General features: G+C 72.2%; 20 protein-coding genes and 2 pseudogenes. 11 read left to right on the top strand and 11 right to left on the bottom strand.

Annotation, left to right across the window (positions count from 1 at the left end; translation table 11 throughout):
• Positions 1-179 precede the first annotated feature (179 nt).
• Entirely contained in the window at positions 180-857 is a 678-nt protein-coding gene (locus IH80_RS0109380) for a macro domain-containing protein (RefSeq protein ID WP_030959163.1), read from the top strand.
• A 275-nt stretch (positions 858-1,132) separates the two neighbouring features.
• On the opposite strand, the gene thpR is transcribed toward IH80_RS0109380, so the two are convergent.
• Both thpR and IH80_RS0109370 read right to left on the bottom strand, forming a co-directional pair.
• A complete protein-coding gene (gene thpR, locus IH80_RS0109375; protein WP_030959161.1) occupies positions 1,133-1,753 on the bottom strand; it encodes an RNA 2',3'-cyclic phosphodiesterase in 621 nt (206 codons plus the stop codon).
• 28 nt (positions 1,754-1,781) lie between these two features.
• The gene (locus tag IH80_RS0109370; protein ID WP_030959160.1) at positions 1,782-3,389 is read right to left on the bottom strand and encodes an FAD-binding oxidoreductase; all 1,608 of its coding nucleotides are present in this window, start codon (positions 3,387-3,389) and stop codon (positions 1,782-1,784) included.
• Positions 3,390-3,457: 68 nt separating this feature from the next.
• Between IH80_RS0109370 and IH80_RS0109365 the strand changes: the two genes are divergently transcribed.
• Complete coding sequence (locus IH80_RS0109365) at positions 3,458-4,105, top strand: TetR/AcrR family transcriptional regulator (RefSeq protein WP_030959159.1); 648 nt, start codon at positions 3,458-3,460, stop codon at positions 4,103-4,105.
• A 70-nt stretch (positions 4,106-4,175) separates the two neighbouring features.
• Here IH80_RS0109365 and IH80_RS0109360 read toward each other — a convergent pair whose 3' ends face one another.
• Complete coding sequence (locus IH80_RS0109360; RefSeq protein ID WP_030959157.1) at positions 4,176-4,787, bottom strand: TetR/AcrR family transcriptional regulator; 612 nt, start codon at positions 4,785-4,787, stop codon at positions 4,176-4,178.
• Complete coding sequence (locus IH80_RS47125; RefSeq protein WP_324609399.1) at positions 4,784-5,005, bottom strand: 3-hydroxyacyl-CoA dehydrogenase NAD-binding domain-containing protein; 222 nt, start codon at positions 5,003-5,005, stop codon at positions 4,784-4,786. The genes IH80_RS0109360 and IH80_RS47125 overlap by 4 nt, the downstream gene beginning before the upstream one ends.
• On the opposite strand from IH80_RS47125, the pseudogene IH80_RS45800 reads away from it, so the two are divergent.
• Positions 4,916-5,365, top strand: a pseudogene (locus IH80_RS45800) (aldehyde dehydrogenase family protein); the annotation flags it as partial. The gene IH80_RS47125 and the pseudogene IH80_RS45800 overlap by 90 nt on opposite strands.
• A gap of 273 nt (positions 5,366-5,638) precedes the next feature.
• On the opposite strand, the gene IH80_RS0109350 reads toward IH80_RS45800, so the two are convergent.
• Positions 5,639-6,622 carry an aldo/keto reductase gene (locus IH80_RS0109350; RefSeq protein ID WP_030959155.1) on the bottom strand — a complete coding sequence of 328 codons (984 nt, stop codon included), beginning with the start codon at positions 6,620-6,622 and terminating at the stop codon, positions 5,639-5,641.
• A gap of 101 nt (positions 6,623-6,723) precedes the next feature.
• Between IH80_RS0109350 and IH80_RS0109345 the strand changes: the two genes are divergently transcribed.
• Both IH80_RS0109345 and IH80_RS44615 read left to right on the top strand, forming a co-directional pair.
• Positions 6,724-7,311, top strand: coding sequence for a TetR family transcriptional regulator (locus tag IH80_RS0109345; protein WP_030959153.1), 588 nt, complete (start codon positions 6,724-6,726; stop codon positions 7,309-7,311).
• Positions 7,312-7,442: 131 nt separating this feature from the next.
• On the top strand, positions 7,443-7,748 hold the full coding sequence (locus tag IH80_RS44615) for a hypothetical protein (protein WP_158943348.1): 306 nt from the start codon (positions 7,443-7,445) through the stop codon (positions 7,746-7,748).
• A 31-nt stretch (positions 7,749-7,779) separates the two neighbouring features.
• Here the strand turns inward: IH80_RS44615 and IH80_RS0109340 are convergent, their stop codons facing one another.
• Positions 7,780-8,202, bottom strand: coding sequence for a DUF6924 domain-containing protein (locus IH80_RS0109340; RefSeq protein WP_051808981.1), 423 nt, complete (start codon positions 8,200-8,202; stop codon positions 7,780-7,782).
• 160 nt (positions 8,203-8,362) lie between these two features.
• Here IH80_RS0109340 and IH80_RS0109335 point away from each other — a divergent pair, with 160 nt between their 5' ends.
• On the top strand, positions 8,363-8,728 hold the full coding sequence (locus tag IH80_RS0109335; protein WP_030959151.1) for a hypothetical protein: 366 nt from the start codon (positions 8,363-8,365) through the stop codon (positions 8,726-8,728).
• Between the two features lie 37 nt (positions 8,729-8,765).
• Here the strand turns inward: IH80_RS0109335 and IH80_RS39055 are convergent.
• Positions 8,766-10,015, bottom strand: a pseudogene (locus tag IH80_RS39055) (NF041680 family putative transposase); the annotation flags it as partial.
• A 373-nt stretch (positions 10,016-10,388) separates the two neighbouring features.
• Here IH80_RS39055 and IH80_RS0109325 point away from each other — a divergent pair.
• The 5 genes from IH80_RS0109325 to IH80_RS0109305 all read left to right on the top strand — a co-directional run bounded on the left by IH80_RS0109325 (position 10,389) and on the right by IH80_RS0109305 (position 18,928).
• Positions 10,389-11,801, top strand: a complete 1,413-nt coding sequence (locus IH80_RS0109325; protein ID WP_030959149.1) for a family 2B encapsulin nanocompartment shell protein — start codon at positions 10,389-10,391, stop codon at positions 11,799-11,801.
• A 93-nt stretch (positions 11,802-11,894) separates the two neighbouring features.
• Positions 11,895-13,367 carry a family 2 encapsulin nanocompartment cargo protein terpene cyclase gene (locus IH80_RS0109320; protein ID WP_030959147.1) on the top strand — a complete coding sequence of 491 codons (1,473 nt, stop codon included), beginning with the start codon at positions 11,895-11,897 and terminating at the stop codon, positions 13,365-13,367.
• Between the two features lie 2 nt (positions 13,368-13,369).
• Complete coding sequence (locus IH80_RS0109315; RefSeq protein WP_234432175.1) at positions 13,370-14,275, top strand: geranyl diphosphate 2-C-methyltransferase; 906 nt, start codon at positions 13,370-13,372, stop codon at positions 14,273-14,275.
• Positions 14,276-14,585: 310 nt separating this feature from the next.
• The gene (locus tag IH80_RS0109310) at positions 14,586-15,527 is read left to right on the top strand and encodes an NAD-dependent epimerase/dehydratase family protein (RefSeq protein ID WP_030959144.1); all 942 of its coding nucleotides are present in this window, start codon (positions 14,586-14,588) and stop codon (positions 15,525-15,527) included.
• Entirely contained in the window at positions 15,524-18,928 is a 3,405-nt protein-coding gene (locus IH80_RS0109305) for an aminotransferase class I/II-fold pyridoxal phosphate-dependent enzyme (RefSeq protein WP_078906413.1), read from the top strand. The genes IH80_RS0109310 and IH80_RS0109305 overlap by 4 nt, the downstream gene beginning before the upstream one ends.
• 10 nt (positions 18,929-18,938) lie before the next feature.
• Here IH80_RS0109305 and IH80_RS0109300 read toward each other — a convergent pair whose 3' ends face one another.
• From IH80_RS0109300 to IH80_RS0109285, 4 genes are all read right to left on the bottom strand, one after another.
• Positions 18,939-19,520: a toxin gene (locus IH80_RS0109300; protein ID WP_030959142.1), complete on the bottom strand. Its 582-nt coding sequence runs from the start codon at positions 19,518-19,520 to the stop codon at positions 18,939-18,941.
• Positions 19,517-19,969 (bottom strand): helix-turn-helix domain-containing protein, encoded by a 453-nt coding sequence (locus IH80_RS0109295; protein ID WP_030959141.1) that lies wholly within the window; start codon positions 19,967-19,969, stop codon positions 19,517-19,519. Before IH80_RS0109295 ends, IH80_RS0109300 begins: the two co-directional genes overlap by 4 nt.
• Before the next feature lie 298 nt (positions 19,970-20,267).
• Positions 20,268-21,434, bottom strand: a complete 1,167-nt coding sequence (locus IH80_RS0109290; RefSeq protein WP_030959135.1) for an MAB_1171c family putative transporter — start codon at positions 21,432-21,434, stop codon at positions 20,268-20,270.
• A gap of 1 nt (position 21,435) precedes the next feature.
• On the bottom strand, positions 21,436-22,158 hold the full coding sequence (locus IH80_RS0109285) for a TetR-like C-terminal domain-containing protein (protein WP_030959133.1): 723 nt from the start codon (positions 22,156-22,158) through the stop codon (positions 21,436-21,438).
• Between the last annotated feature and the right edge of the window lie 301 nt (positions 22,159-22,459).

Genomic DNA, 22,459 nt, shown 5'->3' with positions numbered 1-22,459 from the left:
TCCTGGGCGACGGTCGCCTCCAGGGCCGGACCTGCGCAGATGTGGCGGCAGGCTAGCACCGGGCCGACGCCCTGGCAATCGTGACGACGCGTCACGGAGCAGGCGCCGGAAGCCCGTTGTCAGTGGGGCGCGGTAGCGTCGTGAGTGATGGAAGGGCCGTCTTCCGATTGGAGTGGATCATGACCGTGAAGCGTGCTCAGTCGCCCCTCGAAGTGGTGCTGACCGACATCAACGCCGAAGTGGTGGAGGCGTGGCGGGCGGCGTTCGCCGACACCCCCGGGATCACGATCCGGAAGGGATCGATCCTGGACGAGAAGGTCGACGCCTGGGTCACGCCCACCAACTCCCTCGGCCGAATGGACGGTGGGGTCGACGCGGCCATCAAGCGGCATCTCGGGGCAGGAATACAGTTGCGCGTGCAGCGGGCGATTCGCGACCGGTTCTCGGGAAGCCTTCCGGTGGGAAGCGCGGTCTGCGTCCCTTCGGGAGCGGTGAATCCGAAGTTCCTCATATCGACGCCGACGATGGAAAGGTCCTCGCAGAACGTCCGGGAAACGCTGAATGTGGCGCTGGCGTGCGCCGCCGCATTCCAGGCGATCCACCGGCAGAACGACGACATGCCGGGCAGCATCCGGTCGGTGGCGCTGGTCGGCATGGGGGCCCGGACCGGCCGCGTGCCGGCGAGGGTGTGCGCCAACCTCATGTGGACCGGCTACACGCTCTTCCACGACCACTCCTTCGAGGACTACGACGAGCTGCGCGCCACGATCACCGCGCAGCTCGACGACATCGAGAAGGCGCCCGAGGAGGAGCGTGTGCGCATCGCGCCGCCGGGGCGCAGCCGCTCGCGTCGCTGACGGGGAAGTCCCTCCCGACCTGCTCGAGTTGGGGACCGCGGGCAGCTAGGCGACATGTCATCACGCGCCACGGGACGCGCGGTGCCCCCGCTCGCGTGGGGCGCACTCGCAGCCGCCCCGAGCGCACCGGCGTCCGCCGCCGGGCCGCCGCCGGACTGTTCCGCCTGCTCCCCCCGGGCGCCCCCGCGTACTCGGTGGCCAGGCCCAGGGCGGTGTCGGAGGCCGGGTGCAGCTTCGGCGGGATCACCGGGTGGCGGGCGTCCGTCCGCCTGCGCTCAGGCGTCGTGGCGGAAGCTCCAGGCCTCGATGTCGCGGTAGTGGATCGGACCGGGACCGCGGCCGATGTTGCTGCCGACCAGGTGCAGGCGCGCCGTCCGCCACCGGCGGCCGGAGAACGCGGCGAGCCCGGCGGCGGCCTCTACCACGCACGCGGGATCGTTGCGGCGGGTCCGGGCCAGCGTGAGGTGGGGGCGCAGTGGCCGGTCCTCGAAGGGAACACCGCACTCCTTGACCACCGCGCGCACCTCGGAGGCCAGCAGGTGCAGGCCCTCGAGGTCTCCGTCGACACCGCTCCACAGCACCCGCTCGTCGAAGTGCCCGCCGCCGCGCAGTGCCAGTTCGAGGGGCCGGCGGGCCGCCGCCAGGTCCGCTAGCGGCGGCCGCAGGCGCGGGACGGTCCCGACCGGGAGTTCCCCGAGGAACGCCAGGGTGATGTGCCAGTCCTCGATGCGGTTCCAGCGCATGCCCGGGTACGCCGCGTAGGCGGGCCGCAGCGCCCGCGCGAGCTCCTCCTTGGCGTCGTCGGGCGGAGCGAGCGCTATGAACACGCGAACGGTCGAGGGCTGGATCTGTTCCTTCACAGGCCCTTCGTACCGTACGCCGCACGCCCCGGTCATCTTTCCGGCCCCCATCGGCACCGGCGGCTCAGCCGACCAGCACACCCGGGTTGAGGATGCCCCGCGGGTCGAGGGCGCCCTTCGCGGCGCGCAGCGCGAGGGCGAAGGGGTCGGGGCGCTGGCGGTCGTAGCCCGGGCGGTGGTCCCGGCCGACGGCGTGGTGGTGGGTGATCGTGGCCCGGTGGCGGTGCAGCACGTCGCTCGCCACGGCCTTGAGGTCGTCCCAGAACGCCACCTCGTCGCCCGGCCGGCCCGCGGCGAGGACGGTGAAGTACGGCGCCGCGCCGTCCGGATAGACGTGGGTGAGACGGCAGTTGACGGTCGCGGCGTGGCCGGAGCCCTTGAGCGCCGCCGCCCCGACCTCCCTGCGGACCGCTTCGATCAGGCCGGGGATCCGGTCCCAGGTGGCCGCGGTCTCGAGGGTCTCCGCGACGGCCCCCATCCTGGCCAGGCCGTCGCGCAGGTAGGGCATCCGCAGGAAGGCCGAGCGCCAGGCGCCCACGGCGGCGTCGCCGCCCGCGCCGCCCGTCGCCCCGGTGGCTCGGCCCCGGCCGCCGTGGGACCGGGCCAGGTCGACGGCCTGTGCGAGTCGGGAGTCCACCGGTCCGTCCGCGGACTCGAACCCCAGGACGAGCACCGCGGAGCCGTCGTGCGCGGCGCCCGACAGCGCGGCCTCACCTGCGTCGAGCAGCCGGCAGTTGGCGGGGGCGAGGTCCGACTGCGCGAGGGCGCGCACCGCGTCGAGTGCCGCCTGGAAGTCGGTGAAGGCGAGGGACGCGGACGCCTTGTGGGACGGGCGTTGCTGCAGCCGCACCCATGCCTCGGTGATGACCCCGAGGGTTCCCTCGGAGCCGAGGAACAGCCGGTCGGGGGAGGGGCCCGCGCCGGAAGCGGGCAGCCGCCACGAGGCACTGGTGCCGGCCGGGCTGACCACGCGCAGGGACTGGACGAAGTCGTCGATGTGGGTGCGCCCGGTGGCGTAGTGCCCGCCGGCCCGCGTGGCGAGCCAGCCGCCCAGCGTGGAGAACTCGAAGCTCTGCGGGAAGTGCCGCAGGGTCAGTCCGTGGGGCCGCAGCTGGTCCTCCAGGCTCGGACCGAGGGTCCCGGCCTGGATGCGCGCGGCCCGGCCGGCCGTGTCGACCTCCAGGACGCGGCCCATCGCGGTCAGGTCGAGCGACAGTACGGCGCGGTGGGCGTCGCCGCGGTACTCCACACCGCCCGAGACGGAGGAGCCGCCACCGTACGGGACGACCGCCACCTGCCGCTCGCCGGCCCAGTCCAGCAGGTCGGCCACCTCCCGCTCGTCCGTCGGGTACGCGACCAGGTCGGGGATGCGGCCGGGACGTCCGCGCAGGGCGCGCACGACGTCGCGGTAGGCCTTGCCCATGGCATGGGCGGCGCGCTCCCCGGCCCCGGTGGTGACCAGGTGCGCCAGGCTCGCCGGGGGGTCGAGGGCCGGGCGCGCGATGTCCAGGTCGCGGACGCGTGGTATGGGCAGCGGGTGGGAGAGGGTGCCCGGTATCAGGGCGCCCGTCGCCGCGCACTCGGCGTCGTCGGGGTGCGCGTCCGCCCACCCCCACCCCCACCAGGACCGGGTGCGCGGGGCAGGGGTCGGCTGTGGCGTGGTACCGGGCACGGGGCCGCTCCAGTGGTCGCGGGACGGAACTTACCTTGCGGTAAATTACTTACTGATAATATCCGTCCATGGCAACCCCACGCTCAAAAGCCGGTACCAAGGGAGTCCCGCGCCACCACCGCCAGCAGCAGATCCTGGAGGCCGCCACGCAGGAGTTCGGCACCCGCGGCTACGCGGCCGCCTCCCTCCCCGCGATCGCCGAACGCGTCGGCGTCACCAAGACCCTGCTGCACCAGTACTTCGGGACCAAGGAGGACCTGTACCTCGCCTGCCTGGTGCCCGTCGGGGACCGCCTGCTGAACACCGTCCGCACCGCGATGGGCCGGGACGGGACCACCGCGCACACGCCCCTGCGGGTCCTCGAGAGCATCTTCACCGCGCTGGAGGGCCGGCGGGAGGCCTGGTTCGTGCTGTACGACACCACCCTGCCGGCCGACGGTGCGGCCGCACGCCGAGCGGCGGAGTACTGGTCCGCCATCGACGACCTCGCGGCCGGCGGGACCGCCGATCTGCTGCGCGCGACCGGGTCCGCCGACCCCCTGGACGCGGACGCGCTCAAGTACGTCTGGCGGGACCTGGTCGCCACCCTCGTCCGCTGGTGGGTCAAGCACCCCGACCAGTCCCCGGAGGCCATGACCCGGCGCTGCGCCCGTCTCTTCGCGGCCGCCGCCGCCCTCACCCCCGCCCCGGCCGGTCCGCCGGATCCGCTCGGCTGACATGCGCCACGACCGGTGGCGGCGGTCCGCACCGTCCCGGGCCGGGTTCCGTGCCCTCCGCGCGGCTCCGTCAGACGTCCGGGAACGCCGGGTCCACGGCCAGGACGGGGGCGATGGTCCGCCAGACCGTGGCCCGGGCCGTCGCCAGGTCCACCCGCGGGTCGTCGAGCATCAGCCGGATCCCCAGCCCGTCGCACAGCGCCAGTACGAGGGTGCTCACCGCCGCCACGTCGCAGTCGGCGAACTCGCCCGACCTGATGCCGCGTTCCACGGCCCCGCCGACCCACGCGTGCAACTGGTCGTACAGGTCCACGGCCAGGTTCCGGGCCGCCGCGTCGCGCTGGGCGCGCACCCACAGCTCCTGCCACAGCTTCCAGTCCTGGCGCGGTTCCGCGTCGCTGGGCAGCATGCTCCGCAGGATGCGGGCCAGGACGACGGACGAGGGCACCGAGTCGGCGACGCCCTCGGTGTCCGTCCCGGTCTGCGCGAAGGAGTGCGTCATCGCCTCCGCGAAGAGCTTCTCGCGGGTGTCGAAGTGGTAGTGCAGCAGGGCCTTCGACACACCTGCGTGCTCCGCGACCTTGCGCATGCTGACGTTCTCGAAGCCGATGTCGGCGATGACTTCGCACGCGGCCCGGAGGATGCGTTCACGCGTCTCCAGCGCGCGATCGGCCTTGGTCACGTCGTCTGCTCCCCGTCTCGACGCCCGCCCGCCGGGCGGGTGGGTCCGGCTGCCGTGGCCACCACACCCTCCGGTGAGCAGGGACGCACCAGCTCGACGAGGGGGAGCACCGGTACGGGGTTGAAGAAGTGCAGGCCGACGACCTGCTCCGGTCGCGGGACGGCGGCGGCCGGCCGGATGACGGTGCCGGCCAGGACTGCACCGCGTTCCTGGTCCACCACCGGATCCACGACGCGTTCCTCACCGCCTTCGCGGCCGCGGCGGCGAAACTGCGCACAGGTGCCCCGGACGAGCCGGACGCCGACTTCGGTCCGCTGAACAACGCCGCCCAACTGGCCTCCGTACAGGAGCTGCTGGGGCGGTTCCCGGGCCACGCCGGGATCGTCGCCGGTGGTGCCCGCCTTGCGAGGCCCGGCTTCTTCCACGAGCCCACCGTCGTCGCGGGCGTGCGCCAGGACGACGAGATCGTGCAGGAGGAGATCTTCGGCCCCGTCGTGACCGTGCAGTCCTTCGCCGTCGAGGAGGAGGCCCTGGCACGGGCCGACGACGTACGGCACGGGCTCGCCGCCGGCGTGTGGACCACCGGCCACGACCGCGCCATGCGGGCCACCCGGGCCCTGCGCACCGGCATCGTCTGCGGTGAACACGCACGGCACCACCGTCTCCGGGATGCCCCACGGCGGGGTCAAGCACTCGGGTTACGGCAGCGACCTCTCCCTCGCCGGCCTCCTCGACTACACCCAGGTCGAGGACGTCATGCTGCGAGCCGGGCGGCCCGCCACCGGCCGGGGATCCCACACCGGTCCGGTTCGGTCCCGGTCCGGTCCGGTCCCGGTCCGGGCTCGCCCCGGTCAGCCGTTCAGGGAAGCCATCAGCTCGGGGGCGTAGCGGTCGCCCGACGCCACGCCGTGCGGGGCCACGGCGTCGATCGCGGCCAGTTCGGCCGGGGTGATCGTGACGGCGGTGGCGGCGACGTTCTCCTCCAGGTAGCGGCGGCGCTTGGTGCCCGGAATGGGCACCGCGCCCTGCTGCAGGGTCCAGGCCAGGGCGAGCTGCGAGGCGGTCACGCCCTTCTCGGCGGCGAGCCGGCGCACCTGGTCCACGACGGCCAGGTTCCGGTGGAAGTTCTCCCCCTGGAACCGCGGGTCCGTGCGGCGGAAGTCGTCCGCCGCGAAGTCGTCCGGGCTGGTGATGGCGCCCGAGAGGAACCCCCGGCCGAGCGGGGAGTACGCGACGAGCCCGATCCCCAGCTCGCGGAGGGTGTCGAGGACGCCGTCCTGCTCGATGCCGCGCTCGAAGAGGCTGTACTCGGTCTGTACGGCGGCCAGCGGGTGCACGGCGTGGGCGCGGGCGATGGTGGCGGGGGAGACCTCGCACAGCCCGATGTGGCGGACCTTGCCGGCCTCGACCAGCCCGGCCAGGGCGCCGACGCTCTCCTCGATCGGCACGTTCGGGTCGACACGGTGCAGGTAGTAGAGGTCGATGTGGTCGGTGCCCAGGTGGCGCAGCGAGCGGTCGGCCGACCTGCGGATGTACTCCGGGCTCCCGTTGTGGCCGAGGAAGGCGCCCTCGTCCGTGAACTCGATCCCGGTCTTCGTGGCCACCACGGCCGCCTCGCGGCGCCCGGCCAGGGCCTTGCCCAGCAGCTGCTCGTTGCGGAAGGGGCCGTAGCCCTCGGCGGTGTCGAGCAGGGTGACGCCCAGCTCCAGGGCGCGGTCGATCGTGGCGAGCGACTCGGTCTCGTCGGTGGCGCCGTAGTGGGCGCTCATGCCCATCAGCCCGAGGCCCTCGGCCCCGACCTCGAGTCCCTGACGTCCCAGTGCGCGCATCTGCATGGTGTGCTCCTCGAAAGAAAGTAACTAACTGGATAGATAGAGTCTGCGACGCATCGATCGCGTTGTCAATAACCAGATAGTTACTTGCTAGGCTGCAGGTCATGGCACGGGATTCCAACGCGACCAAGGCACGCCTGCTCGACGCGGCCTTCTCCGAGTTCGCGACGTACGGCATCGCCGGTGCGCGGGTCGACCGCATCGCCGAGACCGCGCAGGCGAACAAGCGGCTCATCTACGTCTACTACGGCAACAAGGAGCAGCTCTTCGACGCCGTGCTCCAGCGGGCCCTGGAGACGGGCTCGGAATCCGTCCCCTTCGACGCCGGCGACCTGCCCGGCTACGCCGGCGCGATCTTCGACCACCTCGTCGAGCGGCCCGAGCTGATGCGCCTCGTGCTGTGGAAGCAGCTGGAACGCCCCGGGTCCACCGGTGCGGAGGCCGAGTCCTACGAGGGCAAGATCGCGGCTGTGCGGCAGGCGCAGGAAGCAGGCCGGATCGACGCGGACATCGCCCCCGCGGACGTGCTGACGCTGATCCTCGGGGTGTCGCAGGCGTGGTTCGGGGCGGTGGGCGGCCCGGCCGCGGGAGCCGCGGGCACCGGCTGGACCGCCGAGCGCCTCGCCGCCCACCGGGCGGCCGTGGTGGAGTCCGTCCGCCGCATCACGGCGCCCCGGCCCCCGGTCGCCTGAGGCGCGGGGCGGCGCCCCGGTCCCGGGGCCCCGGATACGCCCGTGGGGTGTCGGCACCAGCGCGGCGAACCGGTCGTGCCGGTGACCGGTCGTGGCCGTGCTCGCACGGCCTCTGCGGCTCGGCGGTGCAGGTGCTCCGCACGTGGCCGTCGCCCGGCTCCAGGCCGGGCGTCTGGGCGACGGGCCTGTCCCTCGGTGTGACGAAGCCGCTGCCGCCGCCCGCCGCCGTCGGTGACCAAGGGCTGATCGAGTGGTCCAGGGCGCCACCGCCACCACCCCACCCCGGCCCGGCCGATCTCCTGGACGCGGCCGCCTCCGGCCTGCGTACCCACCGAACTGCGTATCCCACCGCCGGACCGGGCGGCCTTCCGCGCCCGGGCGTACGGGGACGGGCCGTGGAGGTCGCCGCCCGCACCGTCCGGACGGGCACGGCCTGAAGGGCTGCCGGGGCCGCCCGGGGCCGAACCGTCAGCCGGCGTCGAAGCCGCGGTAGGTCCCCGAGCCATCAGCGGCATCGGCGAACTCCGCAAAGTCCATGTTGGCGATGCTGAGGTTGGCCGAGATCTCAGGGAACCACTGAACAGGGACCCTGAACGTCCGCCCCGGCTCGTCCGCGAGGTCGACGGCCAGGAGCGGGTGCCCCGGATCCTTCATCGTGGCCGCGTCCGACAGGAACACGTGGACGATCCGGTCGTCATCCTCCGCGGCGGCTTCTTCGGCCACCAAGGGCTGGACCGCGACCCCGGCGAACCGGAGCTCGCTCACATACGTCGCGTGGGGGTACTCGCCGGCCGCGTCGAGCGCGGCCCGCACCGCGGCCCAGGCACCTTCGTCACCGAAGTCGGTACGCAGAACCAGCGAGGTCAGATCATCAGGCTGAGGCAGGGGCATCCGGTGATCCTTCCACCCGACACTGGCACTGAGCTTGTTCTTAATCTACGGGCGTCACGCAGAGCGACCAGAGTGTCGAAATGCCTGCCCGGCGTGCCAGCTGTGGCGCGTAGCTGCAATCCAGTCGACGCGGCACGGACTTGCTGCGGAGAATCAGCGCATGAGCCTCAATGTGGACACCTTCGTGTACAAAGCCAACGGTGAGTGGGACCTTCTGGAAGATCCCGACGGCGACTACAACAAGACCAGGGCCGGATTCGAGAGCGCGCGCCAGAAGCTATGGGGCTCTGAGGCGGCTCGGGCGCTGGGAGCTCGCTTCTTTCCTCGGCTCGATGGCGGCAACCTCCAGGTCGAGCCGGGGGAGATCGATGCCTTCCTGGCCGAGTGCGGAGCGATGCGCCCGCACTTGGATCACCTTGGTGAAGTCAGCGGCTACGGCACCGAGTACGTCACCGAATGCTTTGACAACATTGTTGCCGCCTCCGTACGTGCCAAAGCCGAAGGCGGCGGTGTCATCGTCTGGTGAGCCTGATCTTTACCCTCGGGCGTCGCGGGGTCGGCATCTACCAGGATCTACCGGGTCTGCCAATGGCCTTGAGGGTCTCGGGGCGTTTGACGGTCTTGCCGACGTTGTAGCGGGGGGCGGGGCGGCGGTTCTTGCTTCCGGGCAGCCGTCCGGGACCGGCGCCACGAGGTCGGGGAACACGGGTGGGGCAGAGCAGGTGGGCTCGGATGTTCCGGAACCCGCGGCGGACCCGGGCGGGGGTGTGGCGTTCGGGCTTGGTCGGCTTCTCCCAGGGGCGGCGGAGGTCTGCGGCGAGCGGTCGGGCGAGACGGAGCTGTGTGTGAGCGACCACCAGGAGCCAGGTCCAGCGATCCGCCGCCTCGGGCGTACGGATCTTGGGGTGGTCCAGCCGAGTGTCTGTTTTGTGAACCTGAAGGTGTGTTCCAGGTCGAAGCGGCGCAGGAACGCCTGCCAGCAGCGGTCCGCGTCGGCCAGGGCGGCTCCGGTCTTCGAGGACCACAGCCATAGCGGCGGTGCCTCCCGGTCCTTGGAGAGATGCTCGACTTTGAGGCGGACCAGCGTGCCCTCGACGATGGGGAGGTCGCCGTCGTACTCCAGCCAGGCCGAGCGGTGGGTCAGCCGCGGGTGGACCCGGTCCCACGCCTGGGCTTCGGCCTTCCCGTAGTTGGTGGTGTCGGTGCTCGTGGTGATCGCTGGTTCGGGCCGGGTTGCGGGCTTGTTGAAGCGGAACTCCGGCCCGTGCTTGGGCGGGTGGCCGCCGCGAGGATGGGCCCGATGGAACTCCTCGCGCGAGGGCGCCGGACAGCGCATCACCCGGTCACCGCGGATCCGCCCGACCAGCTCGACGGGGAGATCGCGCAGCACCCAGGCCAGGCGGGTGACGTCGTAGCCGGCGTCCATGACGATGGTGATCACCGGGTCGCCGGGCGTCCACTGGCCGGCCGCGACAAGCCTCTCGACCACCGCTCTCAGCTGAGCGGCGGTGAGGGCGGTCGCATCGTCCTCGGGCCCGAGCCGGACCACGTCCAAGATCGACGTCCACGACGTGGCCCCGGGCTCCAGGACGGCGACGAAGGAGTACGGCCAGCCCGGGATGAACTGGGAGGCGGCCTTCGCCCGGCCGTAGACATGGCAGAACAGCCGCTGGTCCGAGCACGGCGCGTCCGAGCGCAGCCAAGGTGACACATCGAGCGCGAACACCAGGCGCCCGCCCTCGAAGCGCGGCAGGGGCATGCCGGCGAGCACCGTCCGCAAACGGTCGACGTCGATCCGGCCGGGGTTGAGGGCCGGCTACAGCGACGGTCCCCCCTTCCAGGGGATCCCGCCTTCCAGGGGATTCCGCTGCGCAGCGCACCGACCCGACGTCGGCGGGAACCAGTTGCCTCAGGGCCTGAATTGACGGTTCGTCACCGGTCGCTGGCGCAAAGCGCACGGCGTCCGTGTCCGAAACCGTCGGCGTAGTGATCAAACACGGCGCGGCTCAAGATCACCGAATCGAGGTAATGCCTACCCCTTCTGGTGGGTGGCCCGATTCGTGGACGGTTACTGTTCTTCCGGATCTAGAGGGATTGCCCGGGTATCCACCCTATTTTTCTTCTTTCACTGGTGACGTGCACACGCATGCGCTGATCACCGCCCGCACGAAGGAGAGGCCTGCGCGATGACCGTGGACACCAGCCCCGATGCGCAGCTGGAGCCGACCCAGCAGACCAGTCTGGGCACGGCGGCCGCCCGCAACCTTGCCACCACGACCAAGTCCGCCCCGCAGATGCAGGAGATCACCTCCCGGTGGCTGCTGAAGACGCTCCCCTGGGTGGAGACCAAGGGCGGCACCTACCGGGTCAACCGCCGCCTGACCTACACCGTCGGCGACGGCCGCATCGAGTTCGTGCAGGACGGCGCCACCGTCCGGGTGATCCCGCGCGAACTCGGCGAACTCGCCATGCTGCGGGGCTTCGAGGACGAGCAGGTGCTGGTCACGCTCGCCGACCGGTGCGTCCAGCGCGACTTCCGCGCCGGCGAGGTGCTGGTGGAGCGCGGCACGCCCGCCCAGGGCATCCACCTGATCGCCCACGGCCGCATCAGCCAGACCTCCGTCGGCAAGTACGGTGACGAAGTCGCCGTCGCGGTACTGGCCGACGGCGACCGCTTCGGCGAGAACGCGCTGCTGGACGCCGACGCGACCGCCGACTACACGGCCACCGCCGAGACTTCGGGCACCCTGCTCACCCTCTCCCGTGCCGACTTCTCCGCCGTGCTCGACGCGGCGCCGAACCTCCGGGCCCACATCGAGCGGTTCGGCTCCCTGCCGCACCAGCGGCAGAACAAGCACGGCGAGGCCGAGATCGCCATGTCCGCCGGCCACACCGGTGAGCCCGCCCTCCCCGGCACCTTCGTCGACTACGAACTCAAGCCGCGCGAGTACGAACTCTCCATCGCCCAGACCGTGCTGCGGGTCCACACGCGCGTCGCCGACCTCTACAACGGGCCGCACAACCAGACCGAGGAGCAACTCCGGCTCACCATCGAGGCGCTGCGCGAGCGCCAGGAGTACGAGCTCATCAACAACCGGGAGTTCGGCCTGCTCCACAACGCCGACTTCAAGCAGCGCATCCAGACCCACTCGGGGCCGCCCACCCCGGACGACATGGACGAACTGCTCTGCCGCCGTCGCGGCACCAAGTTCTTCTTCGCCCACCCCAAGACGATCGCGGCGATCGGGCGCGAGTTCAACGCCCGCGGGCTCTACCCGGACCACGTCGACCTCGGCGGCCAGCAGGTGCCGGCCTGGCGCGGGGTGCCGATCCTGCCCTGCAGCAAGATCCCCATCAGCAAGGAGAACACCAGCTCCATCCTCGCCATGCGTACGGGCGAGGACAACCAGGGCGTCATCGGCCTGCACCAGACGGGGCTGCCGGAGGAGTACGAACCCGGCCTGTCCGTCCGCTTCATGGGCATCAGCGAGCAGGCGATCATCTCGTACCTCGTCACCACCTACTACTCCGCCGCGATCCTGGTGCCCGACGCGCTCGGTGTGATGGAGAACGTCCAGATCGGCCGTCGGCGCGACTGACGGCCCGGCGGTCATGAGCCCGGACCCTCCCGGACAGGCCGATCGCGCCCGGGAGGGCCCGGGACAGCCCACCCCCTCACCTAGGAGCCACGGATGCCCGTTCCCGGGCCTTCCCCCGCGCAGTCGAGCCTGCCTGCCGCCGCGGCCCGTTTCGGGGCCCACGGTCACGCCCGCGGCGCCGAGGCCGTCCCCGCGGGCAAGCCCGCGCTGCCGACGGGGCCGGCGCTGCCCTTCGGGCCGGCGGCCCGGCCACTCCACCCCGTTCCCCCGCCCGCTTCCTCTGCTGTCCCTGCTTCCTCTACTGGCCCCGCTTCGGGACCCGTCCCTGCTTCCGGACCCGTTCCCGCCCCCGTGCCCGAGGCAATGCCCGTACCGGCCGAGGGGGCGGGCGGTGACCTGCTGGCGGAGCCGCTACGGATGGCCGCCGCAGCCACGGCGGCACCGGGCCCGGCACCGAACCCCGCCCTGGAGCGGATCATCCGCGGCCCCAGCGGTGTGGGTACGGCGGGACTGTTCTTCACCCCCCGCCAGGCACCGCCCGCGGCGCTGCCCGCGCCCGAGCTGCCCGCGCCCCCGCCCGCTGCGGAGGGCAGGCCGATCCCCGGCCTGTACCACCACCCCGTCCCGGAGCCCGACCCCGCCCGCGTGGCGGAGGTCAGCCGCCGGATCAAGCGCTGGGCGGTGGACGAGGTGGAGGCGTATCCGCCGGAGTGGGAGGACCAGTTCGACGGCTTCTCCGTGGGCCGCTACATGGTCGCCTGCCACCCGGACGCGCCGACCGTCGACCACCTCATGATCGCCACCAGGCTGATGGTCGCCGAGAACGTGGTCGACGACTGCTACTGCGAGGACCACGGAGGGTCGCCGGTAGGACTAGGAGGAAGGCTTCTGCTGGCGCACACCGCGCTGGACCCGGTCCACACGACGGCGGAGTACCACCCGGCGTGGGCGCAGTCGCTCCTCTCGGACGCGCCCCGGCGCTCCTACCGCTCGGCCATGGAGTACTTCACGCGGGCGGCGACCCCGTCGCAGGCCGACCGGTACCGGCACGACATGGCCCGGCTCCATATGGGATACCTCGCCGAGGCCGCCTGGGCCGAGACGAAGTACGTCCCGGAGGTGTCCGAGTACCTGGCGATGCGGCAGTTCAACAACTTCCGCCCGTGTCCCACCATCACGGACACCGTGGGCGGTTACGAACTGCCGGCCGATCTGCACGCCCTGCCCGCCATGCAACGGGTCATCGCGCTCGCGGGCAACGCCACCACCATCTCCAACGACCTTTATTCGTACACCAAGGAACTCGAAAGCCCCGGCCTGCACCTGAACCTGCCGGTGGTCATCGCCGCACGGGAGGGCCTCTCCGACAAGGAGGCCTACCTGAAGGCGGTCGAGGTCCACAACGACCTCATGTACGCCTTCGAGGCCGCGGCCGCCGAACTGGCCGCGTCCTGCCCCGATCCACGCGTCGTCCGCTTCCTCCGGGGCGTGGCCGTCTGGGTCGACGGCAACCACTACTGGCACCGGACCAACACCTACCGCTACAGCCTGCCCGACTTCTGGTAAGGATGGACATATTCGTGACCAGCACCGATCTCACCGTTACCGCCCCCACTTCTGCCGCTTCCGCCTTCATCCCCGCCCCGGCGACGCCCTACCAGGGTGATATCGCCCGTTACTGGGACCACGAGGCCCGGCCGGTGAACCTGCGCCTCGGCGATGTCGACGGCCTGTACCACCACCACTACGGCATCGGTGACATCGACCACGAGGCCCTCGGGGACACCGAGGACAGCGCATACGAGAAGAAGCTGATCGCCGAGCTCCACCGGCTGGAGTCCGCACAGGCGGACGTCCTGCTGAACCACCTCGGCTCCATCGGCCGCGACGACACCCTCGTGGACGCCGGCTGCGGCCGCGGCGGTTCGATGGTCATGGCCCACCAGCGGTTCGGGTGCAAGGTGGAGGGCGTGACCCTGTCGGCCAAGCAGGCCGACTTCGCGAACCAGCGCGCCCGTGAACTCGGCATCGACGACTCCGTCCGCGCCCGCGTCTGCAACATGCTCAGCACGCCGTTCGAGACCGGGCAGGCCGCCGCCTCCTGGAACAACGAGTCGAGCATGTACGTCGACCTGCACGACCTGTTCGCCGAGCACTCCCGCGTCCTCGCGGTCGGCGGCCGGTACGTGACCATCACCGGCTGCTGGAACCCGCGTTACGGCCAGCCCTCGAAGTGGGTCTCGCAGATCAACGCGCACTTCGAGTGCAACATCCACTCCCGCCGCGAGTACATGCGGGCCATGGCCGACAACCGCCTCGTGCCGCAGGCCGTCATCGACCTGACCCCCGAGACGCTGCCCTACTGGGAGCTGCGCGCTACGTCCTCCCTGGTCACGGGCATCGAGGAGGCGTTCATCAACTCCTACAAGGACGGTTCCTTCCAGTACGTCCTGATCGCGGCCGACCGCGTCTGACGCCGGAGCGAGGAGGAGGCCGGGCCCGTGACCACGGGCCCGGCCCGACGCATGGGAAGCGGCCGTAGGGGAAGCCGGTCCGGACGCAGGTCCAGGCGCAGGCCCAGGCCCGGGCGCAGGCCCACGCACAGGCCCAGATCCAGGTTCAGGCGCAAGTCTTGGCCAAACCTGTTGCGGTGCGTCATGGTCGCTCGTCGGTGCCGTCCGCCGCACGGGCCTTGGCGATCACCGCACCCGACCCGGTGAGGGGACTGTCCGGTACCGGCCAAACGCACAAGGGGCCGATCCGGTCTCGCGCTACTGTGCGCGCGTGAGTCTTCATGTCGTCATGGGTTTCGGGCCGGCCGGCGCCGCCACCGCCCGGTTGCTGGCAGCGCAAGGACATTCCGTACGGGTCGTCACCAGGTCGGGCGGCAACCCGGAACCGGGGATCGAGCACCTCGCGCTGGACGCGGCGGACCCGGGGCGCCTGATCGCCGCCGCGCGGGGCGCGGCGGCGATCCACCACTGCGCCGCACCGCCCTACCACCGCTGGGTCCGCGCGTGGCCTCCGCTCGTCGCCTCGGCCTGCGCCGCGGCCGAGGCGACCGGGTCCGTACTGGTGATGCTGGGCAATCCGTACGGCTACGGGCCGGTGGACGGACCCCTGACCGAGGAATTGCCGCTCGCGGCGACCGGCCCCAAGGGCCGTGTCCGGGCCGCCGGGTGGGAACAGGCGCGGACGCTGCACGAGCAGGGCCGTGTCCGAGCGGTCGAGGTGCGCGCGTCCGACTTCTTCGGCCCCGGCGTGACCGCCGGCGGTCATCTGGCCGCCCGGGCCGTGCCCGCGCTGCTGCAGGGCAAGCCGGTCTCCGCGCTGGGCGACCCGGACGCCCCGCACAGCTGGACCTACCTCCCCGACGTGGCCGCGGCCATGGCAGAGGTCGCGGGCGAGGAGCGCGCCTGGGGCCGCCCCTGGCACGTCCCCACCCAACCCGCCCGCTCCGTACGGGAGATGGCCGACCTGATCGCGGCGGAGGCGGGAACCGGGCCGGCGGTGGTCCGCAGGATCCCTCCGGCCGCTCTGGGCCTCGCAGGACTCCTGTCTCCGCTGATGCGCGAGCTGAAGGAGATCCGCTACCAGTTCGACCGGCCCTTCGTGGTCGATTCCGGCGCCTACGAGACCGCCTTCATGGTCCGCGCCACGCCCGTCGACGAACAGGTCAAGGCCACCGTCGACTGGTGGCGCACGCGACCGGGCACCTCCGGATGATTTCCGGGAGCGTGGCGCGGACCCCCGGCGAGGAGCGCGAGGCCATCGCGATCGTGGGCATGGCCTGCAGGTTCCCGGGAGCCCGCGACCTCAACGAGTACTGGCGGCTCCTGACGGCCCCGCGGCCCCAGTTCTCCACCGTCCCGGACGCGCGCTGGCGCAGCGCCGCCTTCCGCACCGACGACTTCCGCGACACGTCGTCGACGTACACCGACACCATGGCGCTGCTGCCCGACGTGGGCCACTTCGACGCCGCGCACTACGGCATACCGCCGCGCCGGGCCGCCGCGATGGACCCCCAGCACCGGCTGCTGATCGACCTGACCCGCGAGGCGATCCAGGACGCGGGCTGGGAGGCCGACGGCTTCGACCGCGAGGAGACCTCGGTGATCACGGCCCTCACCGAGAGCGGCTACCGCGAGCTCAGCACCCTGCGGATACGGATGCGCCAGCTGGCCGGCGGCGAGTTCGGCGCCCGGGTGACCGACCCCGGCCACCAGGAGGCCGTACGCGCGGTCCAGGGGCTGCACGGCACCTCCGTGGCCGGACTTCTGCTCAACATGGGCCCGAACACGGTGAGTTCGGTCTTCGATCTGCACGGCGAGAGCTACGCGCTGGACTCCGCGTGCTCCGGCGGGCTGATGGCCGTCGCCAACGCGGTCCACGCGCTGCGCGCCGGACGCTCCCGCATCGCCATCGCCGGTGGCGCCCAGCTGGTCCTCGCCCCGGACCTGCTGGTGGGACTGTGCCGCATCGGAGCCATCTCGCGCAGTGGCCGGTGCCTGCCCTTCGGCGCCGAGGCCGACGGCTTCGTCCTGGGGGAGGGCGCCGGGGTCCTGGTGCTGCGGCCGCTCGCCGACGCCAGGGCGGCCGGCGACCGCGTCTACGCGGTGATCCGGGGCGTGGGCACGGCCAACGACGGGACCGTGCAGGGCGGCATGCACCCCCGGGCGGGCGGCCAGCTCAGGGCCCTGCGCCGGGCCTACCGCGACGCGGGCCTGCCCCCGGGCGCGGTGGACTACCTGGAGGCGCACGGCACCGGGACCACCGTCGGTGACCCCGTCGAACTCGCGGTCCTGGGCGAACTGCGCGGTGAGGACGCCGTCCCCGCCCACCTCGGCGCCGTCAAGGCGGTCGTCGGGCACTCCCTCAACTCCGCGGGGCTGGCCGGACTCGTCAAGACGGTCCTGGCCGTCCAGCGCGGGGTGATCCCACCCCAGCCGGAATTCGGCCTCGCCGACACCGCAGCCCTCGACGCCGCACGGCTGACCGTCGCGACGGCACCCATTCCGTGGCCCGCGAGCGGCGCGCCCCGCCGGGCGGGGGTGAGCGCCTTCGGCTTCGGCGGCACCGGCGTCCATGTGGTCGTGGAGGAGAGCACCGGCCCACCGGCCCTCCCGGTCCCTGCCGAGGGGCCGTACGAGCTGGTCCTCACCGCCCGCGACCGGGCCGGTCTGGTCCGGTACGCCCGGGACGTGGCGCGGACCATCACCGAGGACGGGCCGACCCTGGCCGGCGTGGCGGACACCCTGGCCCGCCGGGCTCCCCTGACCGAGCGCCTCGTCCTGGTGGCGCGGGACCCCGCCGACGCCGCCGCGCGGCTGGCCGCGGCGGCCTCGGCGCTGGAGGCCGGACACGGCGGAGAGCCCGCGCCGACCCCCGCCACGACCTCCGCCGCGGGGCGCACACCCCCGTGCACCCTGCCGCCGAGCCCGCTCGCCCCGCGCCGCCACTGGATCGTGGACGATGCGGCCCGCGAAGCGTCGCGGCCGACCGAGCCCACCGAGCCCACCGAGCCCTCCCCGCCTACCGAGCCCTCCGCGCCTACCGAGCCCTCCGCGCCTACCGAGCTCTCCGCTCCCGCCGAGCCGGCCGTGACCGCCGGATCCGTCGCGTCCGGTGCGGACGCCGTGGCCATCGTGCTGGAAGAGGTGTCGCGGACCGGGGTGTTTCCCCGCGCGGACCTCGACGAGGACATGAAGCTGGTGGCGGGGCTCGGCTTCGACTCCCTCATGCTCCAGGAGCTGGCGGTCAACCTGGGCAAGCGCGCCCCCGGCTTCCGCCCCGAGGACCTGTTCACGCCGGAACTCACCGTCGGCGGGCTCATCGCGCTGCTCGATCCGGGCCGTGCCCGGCCGTCGGCGCCGGACCGGGCGCCGTCCTCCGGGGCGCGGCCGGCCGTGTGGAGCGCCGACGCGGCGAGCATCGACGGCTTTCCGGAGGTCGCCCTCTTCGAGCAGCGCCTGGGCGCGGTCACGGCCGGCGGCGCCGCCTTCCCGTACTTCCGCGTCCACGAGGGCACCGTCCGCGACACCACGGTGATCGGCGGCCGCTCGTACCTGTCCTTCGGCAGCTACAACTATCTCGGGATCTCCGGCCATCCCGCGGTCAACGAAGCCGTGCACCGGGCCGTGGAGCGGTACGGGACCTCGGTCTCCGCGAGCCGCGCCCTCTCGGGCGAGCGCGAGCTGACGGTCCGTCTGGAGCGGGCGCTGGCCGACTTCCTCGGCGTCGGGGACTGTCTCACGCTGGTCGGTGGCCATGCCACCAACGTCACGGCGATCGGGCACCTCGTCGGCCCTGGCGACCTCGTCCTGCACGACGCCCTGGCCCACGACAGCATCATCCAGGGCTGCGCCCTGTCCGGGGCGGCGCGACGGCCGTTCGCCCACAACGACGCCGTCGAACTGGAACACCTGCTGCGGCTCAACCGGTCGCGTTTCCGGCGGGTCCTGATCGTCGTCGAGGGTGCGTACAGCATGGACGGCGACCTGGTCGGCCTGCCCGCCGTGATCGAAGTGAAGAAGCGGTACGGAGCCCTGCTGATGGTCGACGAGGCGCACAGCATCGGCACCGTGGGCGAACACGGCCGGGGCGTGGGCGAGTTCTTCGGTGTCGACCGGTCCGACGTCGACCTGTGGATGGGCACCCTCTCCAAGTCCTTCGCCAGCTGCGGGGGTTACCTCGCCGGCTCGGTCCGCATGGTGCGCTGGCTGCGGCACACCCTCCCGGGCTTCGTCTACAGCGTGGGACTGACGCCGGCCAATGCCGCCGCCGCCCTGGCCGCCGCCGAGCTGATCGCCGCGGAACCGCACCGTGTCCGCGCGCTCGGGCGCAACGCCCGGCTGTTCCTCGGCCTCGCCGCCGGAGCCGGTCTGCCGACCGGATCCAGCGCCGGCACGCCCATCGTGCCGGTCGTCCTCGGCGATTCGGCGCGCACCCTGCGCGTCGCGGACCGGCTGTTCACCCGTGGGATCGTCGCCGATCCGATCTTCCACCCCGCGGTGGAGGAGGGCCTGTCCCGGCTGCGGTTCTTCCTCACGTCCGAACACCGCGAGGACGACATCCGCCGGGCGGTCGCCGTCGTGGCCGAGGAGGTGTCGGCGGCCGCCGGGACCTGAGCGGGCCATCTCAGAACAGGGTGCGTTCGATACGGCTGAGCATCGCGCTCGTCCCCGGATCGCCGGCCGTTCCCGCCTGCCCGGGCGGGCCCGCATCGTCCCGTCCTTCGGAGGCGCCGCCCATCCGCTGGGAGAGCAGGTAGGCGATGATCTCCGCCTCCTGTTCCTGCACGTCGTCGTAGGCCGCGCGCAGGAGCATGTCGCGCACGAGTTCAGGGTCGAGGTTGGGGAAGAGCAGGCGGGCGGCCGTCTCGTCGAGCCCGCCGGCCCCGCGATGGCAGCAGATGATGTGACCCAGCTCGTGCAAGATGATGTGCTCCTGATGCGCGCTGGTGGTGTTGGCGTCGTAGAAGATCAGGTCCTCGTCGCGCGCGGCGACCCACATGCCGCACGGATGCGACGAGGGCATCTGCAGGGGGACCAGGATGATGGGGCGGCCCCGCGCTTCGCCGAGGTGGCGGCACAGTTCGGACACGTCGGTCGCCTTCGGCAGGTCGAGTTCGGCGATCCGCTCGGCGCCGGCCTTCCGGAGCTTCTTGAGCCGGCTGCGGCGGTCCTGGTCCGCCGACCGCTCCTTCCTGGCGCCCCTCATTCGGGGCCGGAGGAATCGTCGACCGGCGGAAGGCCCTGCAACTGCCGGTACTGGTCCATGATGGCCGTGATGGCCTGGAGGTTCTCCTTCTTCATCCCGGCCGCCCGCATGGCAATGGCGCGGACCCCCGACTGCCGCAGGGCCTCGATGGCGGCGAGCTCACCGAGGACCGACTCGGCGACCTTGTCGTCGAAGAAGTACGCGACCGACACACCGAAGAAGCGGGCGAGGGCGGCGAGGAGGTCAGGTGAGGGATTGGACCGTTTTCCGGTGCGCAGCTGCGACAAGTACACCCCGCCGACCTTGAGTTCGGGATTGACCCGCTTCAGCTCCTCCGCGACCTCGGCGTTGGTCCAGTGCTTGCCCTTGGGGCGGACCGTCCTGAACAGGTCGTCGAGCCGCACTGCGAGCAGGGGCCGGTCATCGCCCTCGGTGTCGGTCTCCGTCATGGTGAACCTTCCTCCCGTCACCTCCTCGGCATAGCCCGTGGCTATACGTCACTTTCCCAGAATAGCCGTCAGTTGACAATTGGCCTGGACTCCGCCAACGTTGGGTCTCGCCGATAGCTGTCAGCTAACACGACTCACGGGGGAAACGGGGTCGGGCAGCTGCGGAAAGCGGACTGGCCCGGCCCTCGGGGGATGGGCCGGGCCAGTCCGGGCGGAAGCCACCCGTCCGGCCCGAGGAAACACGGGAACGGGAGGTGCCCGCCCGGTTTGACGGGGGATGCAAACCGGGCGGGAGCTCTCAACTCGCCCTGCCGAGCTTACTGTAGGCGGCCGCCACCTGGGTGAGCCATGCGACTTCCGCCATGAAGTTGTCCGTGTCGCGATCGTCGAAATCGCCCGCGTCCTTGCTGTGGTCGGGGACGCTCCCGGTCCGCTTCGCCTGCAGGGCCTGTCTGATCTGCGCCGCTTCGGCGAACGCCTGCCGCGCCTCCGCCCCCGCCGCCCCGTTGCCCGCCGCGCCGCCCGGACCGTCGGCCGCGTGCGTGTCCCGGGCGATGTACGGCCGCAAGTCCCGCCACCCGTCTCGGATTTCGACCACCCGGCGGTGCAGGCGGTAGTCGAGGTCGGAGACCGAGGCCTTCGGTGGCTCCAGCGCGATGTCCGGCGATGCCTCGTACAGGTCCCGCCACAGCGGGTGCAGCGCCCGGTAGGACCGGTAGCTGCGGGCCCACTCCACGAGCCGGGAAACCGGCGGCCCCCAGAGGGAGTTGATCAGGCTGAGGGAGAGGATCACGATTCCCGAGGCGCTGAAGACGTTCGAGGCCAGCTTCCAGGCACCGATGTCCACGCCGGCCGCCGCGGTCAGGATGTTGACCGTACGCGCCGTGCAGTAGAGGAAGAGCACGACGGCGGCGACGGACAGCATCCGCAACGCCTGCCGCAGCGAGGCGTTGTCCGTCATCCGGGCGTACGGGCCGCACTGGCGGTAGATCGTCACGCACGGCACCGCCTGGGACACGATGAAGACCAGGAGGTAGGTGAGCAGCAGCGGCCTGCTGGTGCCGTCGAAGTCGGACATCGGCCGGCCGGGGCCGTCCGCCAGGAAGAACAGGGCCGTCAGCAGCACGTCGAGGACGATGCCGGTGATCAGCCAGTACCGGGTCCCGCGGGCCGCCGCCTCGTCCGTGGCCGCCCACCGCAGCAGGATGATCTGTGCCGCCACGCAGAAGGCGACTGCGGCCAGGTGCATGATCAGGACGGCCAGGTTGCCGATGCCGAGGACGCTGCCGCCGCCCATGGCGACGGCGCCCATGGTGAAGGTGAGGCACTGCAACAAGAGGGTGGCGATCAGTGCGCGGTAGGCGCCGTCCCGCCAGCTGCGCCGGGCCTGGGTGAGGCGGTAGAGGAGCGCGGCGTAGGAGGAGAGCGCCGCTATGGCGAAGCAGAGGGTTCGGATGGCGGTCACGTCAGCGGTCGTCCTCGCCCGGCGGGACCACGAGCCCGACGGTCTCGGCCGCCACGGCGACGGCGTGGTCGAAGTAGGCGGCCTCGTCCCGGACGCTGTCGTGCGTACGGCTGAAGACCTGGAAGACCAGCAGTCCGATCAGGCTGCTCCACAGGACGATGCCGCGTTCGACGATGTCCGAGAAGGGGGCGGCGGGCGCACCCCCGAAGAGTTCCACGGCCTCCGGCCGCAGCAGCCCGCCGGGCACCGTCCGGCGGGGCGGGGTCAGTTCACCGGCCTCCAGCGCCGACCGCAGGATGCCGGCGAGCACCGCGGGAGTGCGCGAGGCGGGCGCGACGGTGGCCTGCGGGGCGTGGTAGCCGGGCACGGGCGAGCCGTAGATGAGTGTGAACTCGGCGGAGTTGGCGAAGGACCACCGCCGCAGTGCGCGGCTCGCGGCGAGGAGCCGGGCGCCCGCCGGTGCCCCGGTGGCCGCGGCGGCCCGGTCGGCCTGCTCCATCGCGGCGCCGGACGCGTCGTAGGCCTCGACGATCAGCGCGGTCAGCAGGTGGTCCCGGTGCGGGAAGGCGGCTTCCACAGCGGCGACGGCCAGTCCGCTGTCGCGGGCCACGGCGTCCAGGGACAGCCCCGACGCCCCCAGCTTCAGCAGGTGTTGACGTGCGGTGTCCTTGACCACTGCCGGCAGCGCCGCGTCGTCGGTCGGTTTCGGTGCGGGAACGTCCATGCCGGAACCGTACCCGCGGACGATCGAGCGAGGAGCCGAGTCGCCCGAACACCCGTGCCAGCCGCCGTGATCCGGCCACGGCGGGTGCGCGGAAGGCCGGTACGGGTCACATCCCCGGGTCGCGGTCTGCGGGGCGGACGTCGACCATGGCGCTCCACACCGCGGACATCGTGCCGCGTCGGCCGTGCCCGCCGCGCGGACGCAGGCCTGACCCGCGCGCGCAGGCCCCGGGACGGGTGCCCCGGGGCCTGCGTGGCGAGGCCGCCGCCCGTCCCGCACGGGCCGGGCGGGCCGGGCGGCG

Source organism: Streptomyces sp. NRRL S-378, from assembly GCF_000720645.1.
Classification (GTDB): Bacteria; Actinomycetota; Actinomycetes; order Streptomycetales; family Streptomycetaceae; genus Streptomyces.
The sequence above is the reverse complement of the archived record's forward strand: the minus strand, read 5'-3'. Positions and strand labels throughout refer to the sequence as shown.